We start from the raw sequence: 15,449 nt of genomic DNA on the forward strand, positions 1-15,449 counted from the left end.
GAACACAGGACGCGTAGGCAGCACATACCTGCCCTACGGCGAGAACACAAGGCATAGGTCGGGTTCAAACCCAACATTTTGGGAATATTTGACCGTTTTGTTGCGGTTTGAGCCGGCCTGCGCTTGTTAAATATCTGCTGCCGAAGGTCGTCTGAAAAAGGCAGCCTGTCCTTCGGGTTATCAAATTTCAGACGACCCGAAACCTTCAACAACAAGGAAAAACCATGCTTACCACCCAAGCAGAGCAACTGATGCAACAATATAAAACCCAATTTATGCAGGACTGCGCCGAACGCGCTCCCAAATTGACCGCCTTTATCCAAGAAATATTGCAGGGCAGGCATTGGGGGTTTTCAGATGAAAACGAATCATTTGATCAGGCGGTGGCACTGATTATGGAATACGAATATCAGGATTTCTCTGTTTACGGCTGGCTGCGCAACCCAAATGGCGGCTATTTAGGCGACGGCATCATAGACTTCCCCAAAGAATGCCTGCCCAAATTTGATGCAGATGTGGAAGACGAGATATACGGCTTGGAACAGGACAAAAACGAAGAAGAAGATGACGAAGATGCCGAAGAAGAAGTATGGGATGCAGTAGACGATTTTTACAGCGGGTTACACGAATATTTCGGCCGCTGGTTTGCGGGCTGCTTCCGAACCGCCGCGCAAAACACCGCCTCCACCCTGCCCGCCTATTTTTCTGTACACGACACCAACAGCTACACTAATTTTGCCACCATGCAGGAGGAACTTTGCGACAATATTGCCCAAAAATTCGGCTGGGTATCGTTTTGGCAGGATTAGCAACGTGCCATAACCCAAAGGTCGTCTGAAAACTCAGCTTCAATGCAATCAAAACAAGTTTTCCGAAGAAAGCATAGGTTATAGTGGATTAAATTTAAATCAGGACAAGGCGACGAAGCCGCAGACAGTACAAATAGTACGGCAAGGCGAGACAACGCCGTACTGGTTTAAATTTAATCCACTATACTTTCCCATCCAACCCAACAACAGACCACCCATGAAGTTTCTCAAAAAACTATGCGAACGAATTCTTGACTGGCTCGTCACCAGCAACATGGCGGGCTATGTGATATTGCTGACTATCGCCACTGTTCTCGGACTGATGTACGGCGGAGATATGATTCTGGATAAAGTCCTTGGTCACATTGATACACCTTGGCTCCCTATTATCGGCTTCTGTCTGGCATTGGCTACACTCTTCGCAATTTGTTTTATCGAAGAAGATTTAGCCGAGCAGACAACGGAATTCAAACGGCGCGACAAATATCTGTGCGGCGCAATCGGCGGTTTGGTCAGCGCGCTATTGATTAAATGGACATGGCAGGCAGCCTTGGTGGGATTGTCGATAGGCATACTGCTGGCGGCGTTGATGAGATGGTTGAAATATGTGATGCGTTATATGTAAATTGGTCTAAGCATCCCTTTTCAGACGACCCTTTACCCCAATCCTTTGAAATATTCTCAAGAAACTGCATAACCGATTTTAGGATTGGTCCACTATCTTTGCCGCAGGCATACCGCTGCCGAACAATCGTCATGATAGGGAACCCTTTTTACTGCTCGGCGTAAGGCTTCCAACTTATCTAGCAAAGACGGGGAAGCGTTCCATAATGCTTCCAAGCGTTCATGAGGTAGCGCGTCGTGCAGACCGTCAGAACAAACCAAAACTGCCTCGCCTCTTTGCAGAGCAAATGAATCGGTAAAAATTTTAAAATGGGTTTCTTCGTCATCCGCTATCAGGCAGTGCGCCAAAGAATAGTACATATCGGCGTATTCCGTATCTGCCCGCGCTTCCCCCTGCTCGATTAAATCAGCCAACACCGTGTGGTCATGGCTTACCTGCCGCCAACGCCCCTCTGCCGATATATGGTAAACACGGCTGTCGCCGACATTGCAGATGCGGCACAAACCGTCCGCCTCGACGACTGCCGACGCAAAAGTCGAGGACGAGCCGAAATATTCATCGGCAAGCGTGTCGCAAAAGCTGCCGTGCAACCTTCGCAGGAAACGCCCTTCCGCATCGCCCTCGCGCACGAAGGCGTCCAACCAAAACCGGCTGGCAAGATGCGCGGCGGGGCTGCTGGATACGCCGTCGGCCACTGCCAGCCGCACGGCATCATCCGCCTCAGACACGCGGGTTTTGTGCAGCCTGACCTGACGCACCGCCGTGCCGTCAAACAAGGCATCCTGATTGCGTGCTTTGCCGGCACCGACCATTTGAAAATAGGCAAGCTGAAACATGGTAATCCTGACAATCCTGATTTAAATAAACCTACTTCGGCGCTTTTCGCAAAAACGAATTTCAACGCAAAGCCCCTTGTTCATTGGCGACAGTATATATCAATAATGCCGATGCGCTTCTCCCTAACGCCATTTTCTCAACCAACTCAAAACACCTTACAACAGGTCGTCTGAAAATACGAAACCCATTTTTCAGACGACCTGACTTTGCCAAAGCAATCGATTTTATGTAAACTGGAAACCTCTTGTCGGAGTGCTGCTTGTTCCCGCAAACAGCTGAGACCGCATCAGCGGAATCCGTAGAACCTGTCGGGGTAATGCCTGCGTAGGAAACAAGCCGTCAAACGCCTGAAAAGGCTTCCGTTCCCTTTCCCGCATTTCCCGCCATTCGGTGGATTCCGCTTCCGTCTTATCTTTCGACTTCCCGATTGCACCATACTACAAAGGAATCCACCATGCCCCGTATCGCCATTCTCGGCGGCGGCCTCTGCGGCCGTCTGACTGCCTTACAACTTGCAGAACAAGGTTTATCGGTTGCCCTCTTTGACAAAGGGGGGCGCAAAGGCGAACACGCCGCCGCTTATGTTGCCGCCGCCATGCTCGCGCCTGCTTCGGAGGCGGTCGAAGCCACGCCTGAAGTCATCAAACTGGGCAGGCAGAGTGTTCCGCTGTGGCACAACATCCGAGGTCGTCTGAAAACGCCGACCATGATGCAGGAAAACGGCAGCCTGATCGTGTGGCACGGGCAGGACAAACCTTTATCCAGCGAGTTCGTCCGCCACCTCAAACGCGGCGGCGTAGCGGATGACGAAATCGTCCGTTGGCGCGCCGATGAAATCGCCGAACGCGAACCGCAGCTCGGCGGACGTTTTTCAGACGGCCTCTACCTGCCGACCGAAGGCCAGCTCGACGGACGGCAAATCTTGTCTGCACTTGCCGACACTTTGGACGGGCTGAACGTCCCTTGCCATTGGGAACACGAATGCGTCCCCGAAGACCTGCAAGCCCAATACGACTGGCTGATCGACTGCCGCGGCTACGGCGCAAAAACCGCGTGGAACCAATCCCCCGAACACACCAGCACCTTGCGCGGCATACGCGGCGAAGTGGCGCGGGTTTATACGCCCGAAATCACGCTCAACCGCCCCGTGCGCCTGCTGCACCCGCGTTATCCGCTCTACATCGCCCCGAAAGAAAACCACGTCTTCGTCATCGGCGCGACCCAAATCGAAAGCGAAAGCCAAGCCCCCGCCAGCGTACGTTCCGGGCTGGAACTCTTGTCCGCGCTCTATGCCGTTCACCCCGCCTTCGGCGAAGCCGACATCCTCGAAATCGCCACCGGCCTGCGCCCCACGCTCAACCACCACAATCCCGAAATCCGTTACAGCCGCGCCCGACGCCTGATTGAAATCAACGGCCTTTTCCGCCACGGCTTCATGATTTCCCCCGCCGTAACCGCCGCCGCCGTCAGATTGGCAGTGGCACTGTTTGACGGAAAAGACGCGCCCGAACGTGATGAAGAAAGCGGTTTGGCGTATATTGAGAAATAAGTTTGAGGTCGTCTGAAAACGTCGTGCTATCAATTTTATAAAGGTAACAATATGAATTTAGATACCAAAATTCCGCCGCCGGCGATATGTTTTATTTGTGCGTTGTTGATGTACATTTCTGTCCAAGTGTCGGCTTTGGCCGGCATACTGCCGCGCTTTCCTATATTGCTGTCGGTTGTTTTGATGGTGTTTGGGACTTTGTTGGGCGTATTGGGTGTGTGGGCGTTTCGCCGTGTGCGCACGACCATTAGCCCGTTCAACCCCGAACAAACCGAACACTTCGTTTCAGACGGCGTGTACCGTTTCAGCCGTAACCCGATGTATGCGGGTATGGGCTGCTGGCTGGTCGCATGGGCGGGCTATTTGGCGCACCCGCTGCCGTGGTTGTTTTTGGCTGCATTTGTTGCCTATATGACACGCTTTCAAATCATGCCCGAAGAACGAGTTTTGGCGCAGAAATTCGGCGCAGAATACGAGTCTTACTGTCGGCGCGTTCGCCGTTGGTTATAAGAGGGGGAAGCTTCCCATCAAGTATCATCCGTCTTCTACTTTACGGCATGAATGTGAATACTCGATGTTTTCAGACGACCCCATTAGATGGCTATACCAAGCTGCTCACTTTAACTTAAACAATAAAACAAAAAGGAAAACGTCATGATTGAACAAGCAATAGGAAACCTGTCAGGTATCTTTTGGATTTTCCTGCTCGTCATTCCCCTACTTTTTTTGAAAGCGCTGCTCCAAAATCCGAAAGTAAAAGGACGCATAGGCGAACGGGCAGTCCGTTCTGTAATCGGAAAAGATTTGGATGAAGAAACCTATATCGAATTTCACGATTTGATTATTCCGTCCCGCAGCGGCACGACGCAAATCGACCATATCTATGTTTCAATTTTCGGGATATTTGTCATAGAAACCAAAAATTACACAGGTTGGATTTTCGGCAGCGAGAAGCAATCGAAATGGACTCAAGTCGTCTATAAGCAGAAACACTACTTTCAAAATCCGTTGCGCCAAAATTACGCACACATCAAAGCATTATCCGAACTGCTGAAACTGCCGGAAGAAAAATTTCATTCAATGGTGTTTTTTTTCGGTGATTGTGAATTGAAAACGCAAATGCCGCCGAATGTCTGCCGTATCAGACAGGCAGCATCCTATATCAGACGTTTTCAGACGACCTTATTGCTGCCACAGGAAATAGAAGCGGCAATTGCCGTGCTGTCTTCAAACGAATACCAAGCCGACGGCGAAAAACTGCGGGCGCATACCGAGCGCCTGCAAGAACGCCATCAGCGATAACTTAAAAGGACACCCCCATGACCTTCCCGCCCCTAAAATCCCCGCTCAAATTCTACGCCGTCGTTCCTACCGCCGATTGGGTGGAGCGTATGGTCAAAGCAGGTGCCGACACGGTGCAACTGCGCTGTAAAACCTTGCATGGCGACGAATTGAAACGCGAAATCGCCCGCTGCGTCGCCGCCTGTCAAGGCAGCCGTACCCAGCTTTTCATCAACGACCACTGGCGCGAGGCGATAGAAGCGGGGGCATACGGCGTGCATCTCGGGCAGGAAGACATGGACACCGCCGACCTTGCCGCCATAGCCGCCGCCGGTTTGCGCTTGGGTTTGAGTACGCACTCCGTCGCCGAACTCGACCGCGCCTTATCCGTACATCCCAGCTACGTTGCCAGCGGCGCAATTTTCCCGACCACGACCAAACAAATGCCCACCGCCCCGCAAGGCTTGGACAAACTGCGCGAATATGTAAAACAGGCAGGCGGCACGCCCGTCGTCGCCATCGGCGGCATCGATTTGAACAACGCCGAAGATGTATTGGCAACCGGCGTTTCCTCACTCGCCGTCGTCCGCGCCGTTACCAAAGCGGAAAATCCCGAAGCGGTGGTTAAAGCGTTTCAGGCTTTGTGGAATGAATAAGGTCGTCTGAAAACCAAATTTCAGACGACCTGCTCAATTAGGATATTCGATTGCCGTTATTTCAGATGCTATACAGGTAGACGCCGGCATAACGGCGCAAAGAATAATCGGTGGATTCAGTTGTCCCAGCCTTCCACCACCAGTTTGCCGACCATATCTCCGCGTTCCAGCATCTCATGGGCGTGGCGCAGGTTGGCGGCATTGATGCCGTGCAGGATTTGGGTGGCGGTCGGGCGGATGATGCCTTCATCCACCAGCCGCGCGGTTTCGGCCAGGATTTCGCCCTGCCGTTCGGTGTCTGCCGTTTCGCGCAGCGGACGGGTAAACATAAATTCCCAATGCAGCGACAGGCTTTTGCCTTTGAGCGGGTTCACGTCCAACGTTTCGGGGTCGTCAATCAGTGCGATTCTGCCTTGCGGGGCGATGAGTTCCACGATTTGCGGCAGATGGCGGTCGGTATGGTTGGTGGAAAAAACAAACGACGGCGCGCCAATATTTAACGCGGCAACCTGTTCCGCCATGTTTTCATGATGGTTGATGACGAAATCCGCCCCCAATTCCTTCACCCACGCGCGGCTTTCGGGGCGGGAAGCGGTGGCGATGACTTGAATGTCGGTCAGCTTTTTCAGAAACTGGATGGCAAGCGAGCCGACCCCGCCTGCGCCGCCGATTAAGAGCAGCGCATTGGCGCCGCCTGCCACGGGTTTGTTCACGTCCAATCGGTCGAACAGCGTTTCCCATGCGGTAATCGCCGTCAATGGCAGCGCGGCGGCTTGGGCAAAATCCAGCGAACGCGGCTTTTTGGCGGCAATGCGCGCGTCCACCGCCTGTAATTGTGCGTTCGAACCTTGGCGGTTGATGGCGCCCGCGTAATACACTTCGTCGCCGACTTTGAAATGCCGCACTTCGCTGCCGACTGCCTGAACGATGCCTGCCGCGTCGTAACCCAATACGCGGTACTGCCCTGCCGCAGGCGTATGTGCCACCCGAACTTTCACATCGACAGGATTGACTGAAACCGCCTGCACGGCAACCAAAATATCGTGCGGCCGCAGTTCGGGTTCGGGCAGATTGATGTCGAGCAGGGCTTCAGGGTTGGAAACGGGCAAAGGGCGGTTGAAACCGATGGCTTTCATAATGTTCTCCTGTTAGGTCGTCTGAAAGCGTGTATCATGCGCCTGAAGCACACCATTAACAAGAACGCACTTGTTTTTCAGATAGTTACATAAAGGATACCACCATGCCCCGCACACCGCACCCAAGCTACGACTGCGCCGAAGGCTGCTCGGTGGAAGCCGCGCTTTCCGTCATCGGCGGCAAATGGAAAGGCACAATACTCTACCGCCTGCACACGGACGGTACGCTGCGCTTCAACCAAATCCGCCGCATCCTGCCCGATGTGTCGCAACGCACGCTGACCGCGCAACTGCGCGCATTGGAGGCCGACGGCATCATTTTGCGTACTGTGTATCCCGAAGTCCCGCCACGAGTGGAATACCGCCTGACCGACTACGGCAAAACGCTTGCGCCCGTGCTGACGGCATTGAAGGAATGGGGCGACGGGTTCAAGCAAGAGCAGGCGCATCGCGAATAAAGAAACTTACCTACGAAATATCGAGAAACCATGAACATCATCTTAAACGGCGAACCCGCCGAACTTCACGGCACAACCATCGCCGACCTCATCGCCCAAACCGCGCCGCAAAAGCCTTTTGCCGTCGCGGTGAATACCGGATTTGTCGCCAAAGGCGCGTATGCGGAAACGGTTTTGAACGAAAACGACAAAGTCGATATTGTGCGGCCGGTGGTCGGCGGCTAGGCGGTTTTGCCTTTTCAGACGACCCCTGCCCCCAAAAACAACTTTACAAAGGAACCCATCATGCTCACCCTATACGGAGAAACTTTCCCTTCACGGCTGCTGCTCGGAACGGCGGCCTACCCGACGCCCGAAATCCTCAAACAATCCGTCCAAACCGCCCGACCCGCGATGATTACCGTCTCGCTGCGCCGCGCGGGAAGCGGCGGCGAGGCGCACGGTCAGGGGTTTTGGTCGCTTTTGGAAGAAATCGGTATCCCGGTGCTGCCGAACACAGCAGGCTGCCAAAGCGTGCAGGAAGCGGTTACGACGGCGCAGATGGCGCGCGAAGTGTTTGAAACCGATTGGATCAAACTCGAACTCATCGGCGACGACGACACGTTGCAGCCCGACGTCTTCCAGCTTGTCGAAGCGGCGGAAATCCTGATTAAAGACGGCTTCAAAGTGCTGCCTTATTGCACCGAAGACCTGATTGCCTGCCGCCGCCTGCTCGACGCGGGCTGTCAGGCATTGATGCCGTGGGCAGCGCCGATCGGCACGGGTTTGGGCGCGGTTCACGCCTATGCGCTGAACGTCCTGCGCGAACGCCTGCCCGACACGCCGCTGATTATCGATGCGGGCTTGGGTTTGCCCTCGCAGGCTGCGCAAGTGATGGAATGGGGGTTTGACGGCGTATTGCTGAACACCGCCGTTTCCCGCAGCGGCGACCCCGTCAACATGGCGCGTGCCTTCGCACTCGCCGTCGAATCCGGGCGGCTGGCATTTGAAGCCGAACCGGTCGAAGCGCGCACCAAAGCTCAAGCCAGTACGCCGACCGTAGGGCAGCCGTTTTGGCATTCGGCGGAGTATTGACGAATAGCGTGTTGCGGGTATATGAAAAGGTCATCTGAACATTTTCAGACGACCTTGTTTGAGGCAAGGACGGCTTTGTGTCCTTGTTGTGTTCCGCGCGGTAAGTTTAGAAGTTCGGGTAAAAACAAATTTTAAGAATACGGACAGAGGTTGTCTGAAAAAAGAAATCAGGCAAACGTTTACTCAAAGAGCTTTCCCTGCGCCAGCAACGCCTTCACGGGCGCAAAATCGCGGCGGTGTTCGGGCAATACGCCGTATCGCTGCAAGGCTTCGAGGTGTTGCGCCGTGCCGTAGCCTTTGTGTTTGTCGAAACCGTATTGCGGATAACGTTCCGCCAACGCATACATCTCGGCATCGCGCGCGGTCTTCGCCAAAACGGAAGCCGCCGAAATTTCCATGATTTTGCTGTCGCCTTTGACCACCGCTTCGGCATCCACGCCAAGGGCCTTCGGCACTCTATTGCCATCGATAAACACCTTATCGGGCTTGATCGCCAACCCGTGTACGGCGCGGCTCATTGCCAACATCGTGGCATGAAGGATATTCAGCTCGAAAATTTCTTGCGGATCGGCTTGCGCGACACACCATGCCAGCGCCTGTTCTTTAATCAAGACCGCCAATGTATCGCGCTTTTTTTCGCTGAGTTTTTTAGAGTCGGTCAAACCGGGCAAATGGTAAGACGGCGGCAGGATAACGGCGGCGGCAAACACGCTGCCGACCAAAGGACCCCGCCCTGCCTCGTCAACGCCGGCAATCAGGAAAGAATTTTTCATCGTTGTTTGAAAATAGAAAAATGGACATTATTTAGACTAATGGGCAGCAGAAACGGAGGAACACCTACCCCGACAGCCGCCTAACCAATATATTTAACGCAATAATCGCCGCAGCCTGTTTAGGTTTGCGCCCACGATATCCCCGTGCAGCGTTTCACAATGATAGACGGCATCGGAAAATTTTACCTTGTTTGAAATAAGTTGATTCGTTATAACTGGCTGCATAGTATAATCAAAACCTTTGCCATATACTGAAATAAAGATGAAACCGATTTTTTACCGACTGATTTTGGCTTTCGGGCTGGGAAGCGCCGCCCTCTCCGCCCAAGCCGGCTATATCTGCAAAGTGGACGGCAACGCAGTATTTACCGAGAAAAAAATCGGCAATGATTGCACCGAATCCCATACGGACGGCACTGCAAACGTCAGCCCTGAAGAAGCCGGCAGGGCCGTACCCGAGCGGGTCGACCTGAAAGAAGCCCTCGGGGAAGCCGCTCCCGAGCCGGGCGACATCAAAGTCTTGCCGCGCACGACGGGCGGCAGCGTAACCAACACGGCAGAAGCCGCCAATCCCCGTTTGGACATCAAATTGCGCAACGGCAAGCTTGGCGAAGCGACTTCCGTCGGCGACCTGAAAGCAGCCAAAGCCCGCGCCGCCGAGTTGAACCGCAAAGCCAAAATCCTGCCCGCCCCCATCTTGCCTGCATCCAAACCCAAACCGCAACTGACCCGCAAGCAAATCTTGGAAAACGAAGTCCGCAACGAACAAGTGGCTTTGGTCAGGGCGCAGGCGCAACTGAATGTCGCCAAGAAAAAAGGCGATCAGGCAAAAATCAGCCGCCTGACCCAAGCCGTCAACGACCGTCAGGCCAATATCCGCGCCATTGAAAGCGAAATGAAACGCTAAACGGACAACGGTTCGGAAAGTTTTTAATCCAAGCTTTCCGAACCATTTTCAATCGAAATCCATCATGCAGCCCATCCCCGACAACATCATCAAATTCCTACACGCCAACCATGTGATCAGCATTGCGGCAGCCGCAGACGACGAAATTTGGAGCGCCTGCTGCTTTTATGTGCCCGATGAAGCGCAAGCAAGGCTGATTGTCCTGACTTCGGCACGTTCCAAACACGGCAGCCTGATGCTGAAAAATCCGAACATCGCCGGAACCATCGCAGGCCAGCCGGAAAATATCGCCAAAATCAACGGTATACAGCTGACGGCCAGTGCGCAACTGCTGACTGACGAAACAGAGAAAAAAGCAGTGCTCGCCCTCTATTACAAAGCCCATCCGCTTGCCCGCGCGATGAAAAGCGATGTTTGGTCGTTACGCTTGGAAAACGTGAAATTTACGGACAACAAACTGGTTTTCGCCCAAAAAACCCTTTGGCAGCGCGAAGCCCAAAACGCCTGAATCATTAAACCCTTGACGATTGGTTTAAAGGTTGATGGGTTAAACCCAATACCCAAGGATAAAGGTTTTCAGACGACCCCTGCATACAAGGTCGTCTGAAAAACAGTGCCCAATCAAAAATCCTGAAACCGGCAAACGGATTTCAGGATTTTTTGATATTCGGATCATCCGCACACAAAAAAGCGGCAGCCATGCCCTACCGCCCTTTCCTATCCGAAATCTCAATATCTCGCCATCGTCCCATCCACCTGCAAAGCCCAAGCATCAATCCCGCCTTGCAGGTTAAACAGATTTTCAAAACCCGCGTCCGCCAGATACATCGCCGTATGCAGGCTGCGGATGCCGTGGTGGCAGTAAACGACAATCGGCAAATCGTCGTCGGGCAGCTCGTTTTGGCGCAGCGGAATCAGATTCATCGGGATATGGATGGCGTCAGGCAGGGCGCAGACGGCGGTTTCCTCGTCGGTGCGCACGTCCAGCAGATGGAACGCGCGGCCTTCTTCCTGCCATTGTCGCAGTTGCAACGGGGTGAGTTGAGGGATCGTCATGATATTGTGTGTGTGAAATGATGGAAACGATGAAAGGTCGTCTGAAAACGTTTCGCCATGTCCGGCTGGTTTTCAGACGACCTTTGATTTCAAAAAAGATTAAAAATCGAAATCGCCGAAAGGACGGTTTTCTTTGTCGTCTAAATGCGCGACCAGCGTGTCAAACAAGACTTTTTCTTCAAATTCGTCGCCCTTGCGCGTAATCAGCAGCGCGCGCTGTACCGGCCGGCGGCCGACGATGACTGCCATGCGGCCGCCGTCTTTCAACTGTTCTTTCAATACGTCAGGCACGCGGTCCACCGCCCCGCCGACGTAAACCGCATCAAACGGCGCGCCCGCGGAAGGCTCGGTCAGCCCGTTGTTTTGCACATAATCGATATTGTTCAAAGCCAAGCCGTCCAACACTGCTTTGGCGCGGTTTTGCTGCTCGGCATCGAGGTCGTCTGAAACCACTTTACCCGCCAGTTTCGCCAAAAGCGCGGTCGCATAGCCCGAACCCGTGCCGATTTCCAAAACCGTATCGGTTTTAGTCAGCTTCAAGCCCTGCGCCAACCGCGCCACGATTTTCGGCTCGAGCATCTTATGACCGTTGGCAAGCGGCAGCTCCATGTCGGCATACGCCAAACCCTGCAAAGACTCGTTCACGAAACGCTCGCGCGGAATCTCCTCCAACGCGTCCAAAACGTCAAAATCCAATACATCCCACGGACGGATTTGCTGTTCGACCATATTGAACCGCGCTTTTTCAAAATCCATTTTGTGCTCCGTTAAATAATTGTTTTAGCAATGGCAGACATTATAAAACCACACTCCCGCCACGCCAACTTCAGTGCGCGCCGCTCGCCTGTTTTTCAGTCTCAAGCCGCCTGACGCGAAGTCTTAAACCGCTTCTCCAAAATCTTCGCCAGTTCGCCCAAATACAAAGCATCCGTTTCATCAAACTGCGCCAAATGCTCGCTGTCCACGTCCAACACGCCGATACAGCGGTCGTCTGAAAACAGCGGAACCACAATTTCCGAACGCGACAAAGACGAGCAGGCAATATGGTCGGGATGCGCGTTGACATCCTCGACGACCATCGTCTCGCCCTTCGCCCAAGCCTGACCGCACACCCCGCGCCCGAACGGAATCCGCGTACACGCCAAAGGCCCCTGAAACGGCGCCAAAACCAATTCGTCCGTACGCGTATCGACCAAATAAAAACCCACCCAAAACCAGCCGAACGCCTCCTTCAAAACCGCCGCCGTGTTCGCCAAATTCGCCACCCAATCCGTCTCGTCCGCCACCACAGACTCAATCTGCGGCAACACCTCCCGATAAAGCGCGGCCTTGTCCGAAGCCGAAAAATGAAGCGCGTGCATAGCCATGTCCTATATATGTGTATATCAAGCAGTTATTATAAAACAGGTCGTCTGAAACAGCATTTCAGACGACCCCGGGCATCCCGTTTCAAGTTGCTAACCCGTCGCATATCCACTAAACTTCACGTTACATCACGCTACACGCAGCGTACAGCCAAAGAAACACAACACGGAGCAAAAAAGATGTATCACCAAATCGGAATGTGGGATCAAAAATGGGTCATCGGCAACTGGAAAATGAACGGCCGACTCCAAAACAACAACGCACTCATGCACCGCTTCCGCATCATGCCCACCGCCGAACGCGTCCTCATCGGCCTCGCCGCACCGACCGTTTACCTGTTGCAACTGCACAACGCCATGCAGATTGTCCTCAACAACCGCATCCTCACCTGCGCTCAAGACGTCAGCCGCTTCCCCAACAACGGCGCCTACACAGGCGAAGTTTCCGCAGAAATGCTCGCCGATATCGGCACAGACATCGTCCTCATAGGACACTCCGAACGAAGCCTCTATTTCGGCGAGAAAAACGAAATCCAACGCCGCAAAATGGAAAACGTCCTCAACGTAGGCCTCATTCCCCTATTGTGCGTCGGCGAAAGCCTCGAAGAGCGCGAAGCCGGCAAAGAACACGAAGTCATCGCCCACCAACTCTCCGTATTGCATGGACTGAACACCAAAAACATCGCCGTCGCCTACGAGCCGGTATGGGCAATCGGCACCGGCAAAGTCGCCACCGTAGAACAAATTGCCGACATGCACGCATTCATCTACAAAGAAATCTTGTCTTTGTGCGGAAGCGATGTTAAAATCCGCGTTCTTTACGGCGGAAGTGTGAAAGCAGACAATGCAGCCGACATCTTCGCAGTACCTCATGTAGACGGCGCATTGGTTGGCGGCGCGTCATTATCGTATGACTCATTTACCGCCATCATCAACGCAGCGCAAGCCTCGTAGAAAACATATGGAAGCCTTTAAAACCCTTATCTGGATTATTAATATTATTTCCGCTTTGTCGGTGGTTGTGTTAGTATTGCTGCAACACGGCAAAGGCGCGGACGCAGGCGCGACCTTCGGGTCAGGCAGCGGCAGCGCGCAGGGCGTATTCGGTTCCGCAGGCAACGCAAACTTCCTGAGCCGCGCAACCGCCATCGCAGCGACTTTCTTCTTCGCAACCTGCATGGCAATGGTTTATATCCATACCCATACAAACAAACACGGTTTGGACTTCAGCAATGTGAAACAAACCCAGCAGGCTCCGAAACCTGCCGCTCCCGCTGAAAACCAATCCGCACCTGCTGCACCCGCTCCTCAGCAGCAGAAATAAAAGTTTTCAAAATGCCGACATGGTGAAATTGGTAGACACGCTATCTTGAGGGGGTAGTGGCCGTAGGCTGTGCGAGTTCAAATCTCGCTGTCGGCACCAAAACAAGAAACCGCTTAGAATTAAAAATCTAAGCGGTTTCTCTTTTCTGTCCAACGCATCGGATAAAAAGAAAAACCGCTTACTATAGTGAATTAAATTTAAATCAGGACAAGGCGACGAAGCCGCAGACAGTACAGATAGTACGGAACCGATTCACTTGGTGCTTCAGCACCTTAGAGAATCGTTCTCTTTGAGCTAAGGCGAGACAACGCCGTACTGGTTTAAAGTTAATCCACTATATTCCCCCTATCCGATGTATCCCAAGTATTGCATCCAATGTATCTCCACAATAAAAACCAAACTCAATAAAGGCGTGGTTTTCAGACTATCGCTTGCTATCCCCAAGTTTCCGTTCTCAAATAGGAAATCTTTGAAACAAAAGGATTGGCTCTACACCAAACGTACAGCCTTATCCCATCCACTCAAATTTTAAAAGCACCATTTTCCAGAACACTGAAAACAAGGCGAGAATTTCTTTCACGCCAAACCCATTCATTTTCCCCTGCCCTTTTCACTGTCTTCGACTTTCATTGCCCTCCCCAGATTCAAAGTTCGTCCTCCATCATTTTCCTTACATCATTCCCTATCTTGCAGCACTAAACATTACTCTCCCGCCCTTCAAAATCGACATTTTGTTGATTCGTGATATATCTTTACTTAATTTCAATTAGCTTTGCGTAAATCAAATCCACTGTTTTCAAAAGAACAAATAGCACTTTATTGATAATGAGTATCGTGTTTTCATATATGGACAAGACAAGCCTTCTTTTCTCTGTTAAGGTAGGGTTTTCTGTCAGTTTATGCTGACCCCGATAGACTAAATCCGGAGTAACTTGATGAAATCCAATCTGAAATTAATCGTTCCCGCCGTCCTTATCGCTACCGCGCTGTCTGCATGCGGCAGCTCCGGCTCTAAATCTAAACCGGAAACTGCTCCGACTCCTACTGCGCAACAATCCGCTCCCGCACCTGAAACGCCTAAAACCATGGAAGTCAATAATATTGAACGCACCAAGGAAGTGGCTTACAAATGCGGACCAAACGGTACTGATCCTTTGAATGTCATGTACGGTTTCCAAGGTGATGAGCCTGTGATTGCCCAAGTGAAATACCAAGGCCAGCTGACTCCGGGTCTTTCCCGCATCGTCGGCACCGGCAATGATGTCAATGGCTTCTGGGGTGAAGGCGTGGCATGGATTGCCAACCGCGCCAACTATGCCAACATCGACAAAGTGGACGGCAATATGCTGACTATCCGTCAACAAACTGTCGTCAACGGTCAAAACCAAGTTGTGGACAACATCATCACCAAGTCCTGCGTATTGGACCAAACCGCTACGGCCCAATTGAACAAAGCACCTGCCAAACCTGCTAAGGGCAAAGGCAAAGCGAAGAAATAAAGACGTTGTATAAAGCGAAAGGTCGTCTGAAAACTTGAAAACGGGTTTTCAGACGACCTTTTTTACATCGTCGGCTGTCTTTCTCCATGTTTCGGTAACGG

At 52.6% G+C, this 15,449-nt stretch carries 20 protein-coding genes, 1 tRNA gene, 1 pseudogene and 1 riboswitch; of the genes and pseudogenes, 16 read left to right on the plus strand and 6 right to left on the minus strand.

Going from position 1 to position 15,449, the window contains the following annotated elements; genetic code table 11:
- Positions 1-224: 224 nt before the first annotated feature.
- The 3 genes and pseudogenes from H3L95_RS08515 (at position 225) to H3L95_RS08525 (ending at position 1,434) form a co-directional block, all read left to right on the plus strand.
- Complete coding sequence (locus H3L95_RS08515) at positions 225-809, plus strand: hypothetical protein (protein WP_003759263.1); 585 nt, start codon at positions 225-227, stop codon at positions 807-809.
- A gap of 76 nt (positions 810-885) precedes the next feature.
- Positions 886-996 (plus strand): annotated as a pseudogene (locus tag H3L95_RS08520) (IS5/IS1182 family transposase); the annotation flags it as partial.
- 30 nt (positions 997-1,026) lie between these two features.
- Complete coding sequence (locus H3L95_RS08525; protein ID WP_003759267.1) at positions 1,027-1,434, plus strand: hypothetical protein; 408 nt, start codon at positions 1,027-1,029, stop codon at positions 1,432-1,434.
- Between the two features lie 92 nt (positions 1,435-1,526).
- Here H3L95_RS08525 and H3L95_RS08530 read toward each other — a convergent pair whose 3' ends face one another.
- Positions 1,527-2,270 carry a PP2C family protein-serine/threonine phosphatase gene (locus tag H3L95_RS08530; RefSeq protein WP_003759270.1) on the minus strand — a complete coding sequence of 248 codons (744 nt, stop codon included), beginning with the start codon at positions 2,268-2,270 and terminating at the stop codon, positions 1,527-1,529.
- 239 nt (positions 2,271-2,509) lie between these two features.
- Positions 2,510-2,619, plus strand: a riboswitch (TPP riboswitch).
- Positions 2,620-2,725: 106 nt separating this feature from the next.
- Here H3L95_RS08530 and H3L95_RS08535 point away from each other — a divergent pair.
- From H3L95_RS08535 to thiE, 4 genes are all read left to right on the plus strand, one after another.
- Positions 2,726-3,820 carry an FAD-dependent oxidoreductase gene (locus H3L95_RS08535; protein ID WP_003759273.1) on the plus strand — a complete coding sequence of 365 codons (1,095 nt, stop codon included), beginning with the start codon at positions 2,726-2,728 and terminating at the stop codon, positions 3,818-3,820.
- 51 nt (positions 3,821-3,871) lie between these two features.
- Positions 3,872-4,330, plus strand: coding sequence for a methyltransferase family protein (locus H3L95_RS08540; RefSeq protein ID WP_003759275.1), 459 nt, complete (start codon positions 3,872-3,874; stop codon positions 4,328-4,330).
- A gap of 144 nt (positions 4,331-4,474) precedes the next feature.
- A complete protein-coding gene (locus tag H3L95_RS08545; RefSeq protein ID WP_003759276.1) occupies positions 4,475-5,122 on the plus strand; it encodes a nuclease-related domain-containing protein in 648 nt (215 codons plus the stop codon).
- A gap of 17 nt (positions 5,123-5,139) precedes the next feature.
- Entirely contained in the window at positions 5,140-5,757 is a 618-nt protein-coding gene (gene thiE / locus H3L95_RS08550) for a thiamine phosphate synthase (RefSeq protein WP_003759277.1), read from the plus strand.
- A 116-nt stretch (positions 5,758-5,873) separates the two neighbouring features.
- On the opposite strand, the gene H3L95_RS08555 is transcribed toward thiE, so the two are convergent.
- Entirely contained in the window at positions 5,874-6,893 is a 1,020-nt protein-coding gene (locus H3L95_RS08555) for a zinc-binding alcohol dehydrogenase family protein (RefSeq protein WP_003759278.1), read from the minus strand.
- A 104-nt stretch (positions 6,894-6,997) separates the two neighbouring features.
- Here H3L95_RS08555 and H3L95_RS08560 point away from each other — a divergent pair, with 104 nt between their 5' ends.
- The 3 genes from H3L95_RS08560 to H3L95_RS08570 are packed head-to-tail and all read left to right on the plus strand — an operon-like array spanning position 6,998 to position 8,425.
- Complete coding sequence (locus H3L95_RS08560) at positions 6,998-7,351, plus strand: winged helix-turn-helix transcriptional regulator (protein WP_003684634.1); 354 nt, start codon at positions 6,998-7,000, stop codon at positions 7,349-7,351.
- Positions 7,352-7,381: 30 nt separating this feature from the next.
- A complete protein-coding gene (gene thiS, locus H3L95_RS08565; protein WP_003759281.1) occupies positions 7,382-7,576 on the plus strand; it encodes a sulfur carrier protein ThiS in 195 nt (64 codons plus the stop codon).
- Positions 7,577-7,636: 60 nt separating this feature from the next.
- Positions 7,637-8,425, plus strand: a complete 789-nt coding sequence (locus H3L95_RS08570) for a thiazole synthase (RefSeq protein WP_003759283.1) — start codon at positions 7,637-7,639, stop codon at positions 8,423-8,425.
- A gap of 179 nt (positions 8,426-8,604) precedes the next feature.
- On the opposite strand, the gene rnhB is transcribed toward H3L95_RS08570, so the two are convergent.
- Positions 8,605-9,198 (minus strand): ribonuclease HII, encoded by a 594-nt coding sequence (gene rnhB / locus H3L95_RS08575; RefSeq protein ID WP_003759286.1) that lies wholly within the window; start codon positions 9,196-9,198, stop codon positions 8,605-8,607.
- A 262-nt stretch (positions 9,199-9,460) separates the two neighbouring features.
- On the opposite strand from rnhB, the gene H3L95_RS08580 reads away from it, so the two are divergent.
- Together H3L95_RS08580 and H3L95_RS08585 are read left to right on the plus strand one after the other, a co-directional pair.
- Entirely contained in the window at positions 9,461-10,105 is a 645-nt protein-coding gene (locus H3L95_RS08580; protein ID WP_003759290.1) for a hypothetical protein, read from the plus strand.
- A gap of 64 nt (positions 10,106-10,169) precedes the next feature.
- A complete protein-coding gene (locus tag H3L95_RS08585) occupies positions 10,170-10,613 on the plus strand; it encodes a PNPOx family protein (RefSeq protein ID WP_003759292.1) in 444 nt (147 codons plus the stop codon).
- A gap of 221 nt (positions 10,614-10,834) precedes the next feature.
- On the opposite strand, the gene H3L95_RS08590 is transcribed toward H3L95_RS08585, so the two are convergent.
- The 3 genes from H3L95_RS08590 to msrC form a co-directional block, all read right to left on the minus strand.
- Positions 10,835-11,161: a rhodanese-like domain-containing protein gene (locus H3L95_RS08590; RefSeq protein ID WP_003759295.1), complete on the minus strand. Its 327-nt coding sequence runs from the start codon at positions 11,159-11,161 to the stop codon at positions 10,835-10,837.
- A 99-nt stretch (positions 11,162-11,260) separates the two neighbouring features.
- A complete protein-coding gene (locus H3L95_RS08595) occupies positions 11,261-11,917 on the minus strand; it encodes a protein-L-isoaspartate O-methyltransferase family protein (RefSeq protein ID WP_003759297.1) in 657 nt (218 codons plus the stop codon).
- A gap of 101 nt (positions 11,918-12,018) precedes the next feature.
- Positions 12,019-12,522 carry a free L-methionine (R)-S-oxide reductase MsrC gene (msrC, locus tag H3L95_RS08600; protein WP_128887933.1) on the minus strand — a complete coding sequence of 168 codons (504 nt, stop codon included), beginning with the start codon at positions 12,520-12,522 and terminating at the stop codon, positions 12,019-12,021.
- Positions 12,523-12,705: 183 nt separating this feature from the next.
- Between msrC and tpiA the strand changes: the two genes are divergently transcribed.
- From tpiA to H3L95_RS08620, 4 genes are all read left to right on the plus strand, one after another.
- A complete protein-coding gene (tpiA, locus tag H3L95_RS08605) occupies positions 12,706-13,479 on the plus strand; it encodes a triose-phosphate isomerase (RefSeq protein ID WP_003759302.1) in 774 nt (257 codons plus the stop codon).
- A gap of 7 nt (positions 13,480-13,486) precedes the next feature.
- On the plus strand, positions 13,487-13,849 hold the full coding sequence (secG, locus tag H3L95_RS08610) for a preprotein translocase subunit SecG (RefSeq protein WP_003759305.1): 363 nt from the start codon (positions 13,487-13,489) through the stop codon (positions 13,847-13,849).
- Positions 13,850-13,862: 13 nt separating this feature from the next.
- Positions 13,863-13,948 (plus strand) — tRNA-Leu (locus H3L95_RS08615).
- An 836-nt stretch (positions 13,949-14,784) separates the two neighbouring features.
- Entirely contained in the window at positions 14,785-15,348 is a 564-nt protein-coding gene (locus H3L95_RS08620) for an ACP-like domain-containing protein (protein WP_003759309.1), read from the plus strand.
- Positions 15,349-15,449: the final 101 nt, after the last annotated feature.

Source organism: Neisseria sicca, assembly GCF_014054945.1.
Taxonomy (GTDB): Bacteria; Pseudomonadota; Gammaproteobacteria; order Burkholderiales; family Neisseriaceae; genus Neisseria; species Neisseria sicca.

What these genes read in the sequence shown, in the direction of transcription:
- H3L95_RS08515 (WP_003759263.1), top strand. Translation starts at nt 225, where the DNA reads ATGCTTACCACCCAAGCAGAGCAACTGATGCAACAATATAAAACCCAA.
- H3L95_RS08525 (WP_003759267.1), top strand. Translation starts at nt 1,027, where the DNA reads ATGAAGTTTCTCAAAAAACTATGCGAACGAATTCTTGACTGGCTCGTC.
- H3L95_RS08530 (WP_003759270.1), bottom strand. Translation starts at nt 2,270, where the DNA reads ATGTTTCAGCTTGCCTATTTTCAAATGGTCGGTGCCGGCAAAGCACGC.
- H3L95_RS08535 (WP_003759273.1), top strand. Translation starts at nt 2,726, where the DNA reads ATGCCCCGTATCGCCATTCTCGGCGGCGGCCTCTGCGGCCGTCTGACT.
- H3L95_RS08540 (WP_003759275.1), top strand. Translation starts at nt 3,872, where the DNA reads ATGAATTTAGATACCAAAATTCCGCCGCCGGCGATATGTTTTATTTGT.
- H3L95_RS08545 (WP_003759276.1), top strand. Translation starts at nt 4,475, where the DNA reads ATGATTGAACAAGCAATAGGAAACCTGTCAGGTATCTTTTGGATTTTC.
- thiE (WP_003759277.1), top strand. Translation starts at nt 5,140, where the DNA reads ATGACCTTCCCGCCCCTAAAATCCCCGCTCAAATTCTACGCCGTCGTT.
- H3L95_RS08555 (WP_003759278.1), bottom strand. Translation starts at nt 6,893, where the DNA reads ATGAAAGCCATCGGTTTCAACCGCCCTTTGCCCGTTTCCAACCCTGAA.
- H3L95_RS08560 (WP_003684634.1), top strand. Translation starts at nt 6,998, where the DNA reads ATGCCCCGCACACCGCACCCAAGCTACGACTGCGCCGAAGGCTGCTCG.
- thiS (WP_003759281.1), top strand. Translation starts at nt 7,382, where the DNA reads ATGAACATCATCTTAAACGGCGAACCCGCCGAACTTCACGGCACAACC.
- H3L95_RS08570 (WP_003759283.1), top strand. Translation starts at nt 7,637, where the DNA reads ATGCTCACCCTATACGGAGAAACTTTCCCTTCACGGCTGCTGCTCGGA.
- rnhB (WP_003759286.1), bottom strand. Translation starts at nt 9,198, where the DNA reads ATGAAAAATTCTTTCCTGATTGCCGGCGTTGACGAGGCAGGGCGGGGT.
- H3L95_RS08580 (WP_003759290.1), top strand. Translation starts at nt 9,461, where the DNA reads ATGAAACCGATTTTTTACCGACTGATTTTGGCTTTCGGGCTGGGAAGC.
- H3L95_RS08585 (WP_003759292.1), top strand. Translation starts at nt 10,170, where the DNA reads ATGCAGCCCATCCCCGACAACATCATCAAATTCCTACACGCCAACCAT.
- H3L95_RS08590 (WP_003759295.1), bottom strand. Translation starts at nt 11,161, where the DNA reads ATGACGATCCCTCAACTCACCCCGTTGCAACTGCGACAATGGCAGGAA.
- H3L95_RS08595 (WP_003759297.1), bottom strand. Translation starts at nt 11,917, where the DNA reads ATGGATTTTGAAAAAGCGCGGTTCAATATGGTCGAACAGCAAATCCGT.
- msrC (WP_128887933.1), bottom strand. Translation starts at nt 12,522, where the DNA reads ATGCACGCGCTTCATTTTTCGGCTTCGGACAAGGCCGCGCTTTATCGG.
- tpiA (WP_003759302.1), top strand. Translation starts at nt 12,706, where the DNA reads ATGTATCACCAAATCGGAATGTGGGATCAAAAATGGGTCATCGGCAAC.
- secG (WP_003759305.1), top strand. Translation starts at nt 13,487, where the DNA reads ATGGAAGCCTTTAAAACCCTTATCTGGATTATTAATATTATTTCCGCT.
- H3L95_RS08620 (WP_003759309.1), top strand. Translation starts at nt 14,785, where the DNA reads ATGAAATCCAATCTGAAATTAATCGTTCCCGCCGTCCTTATCGCTACC.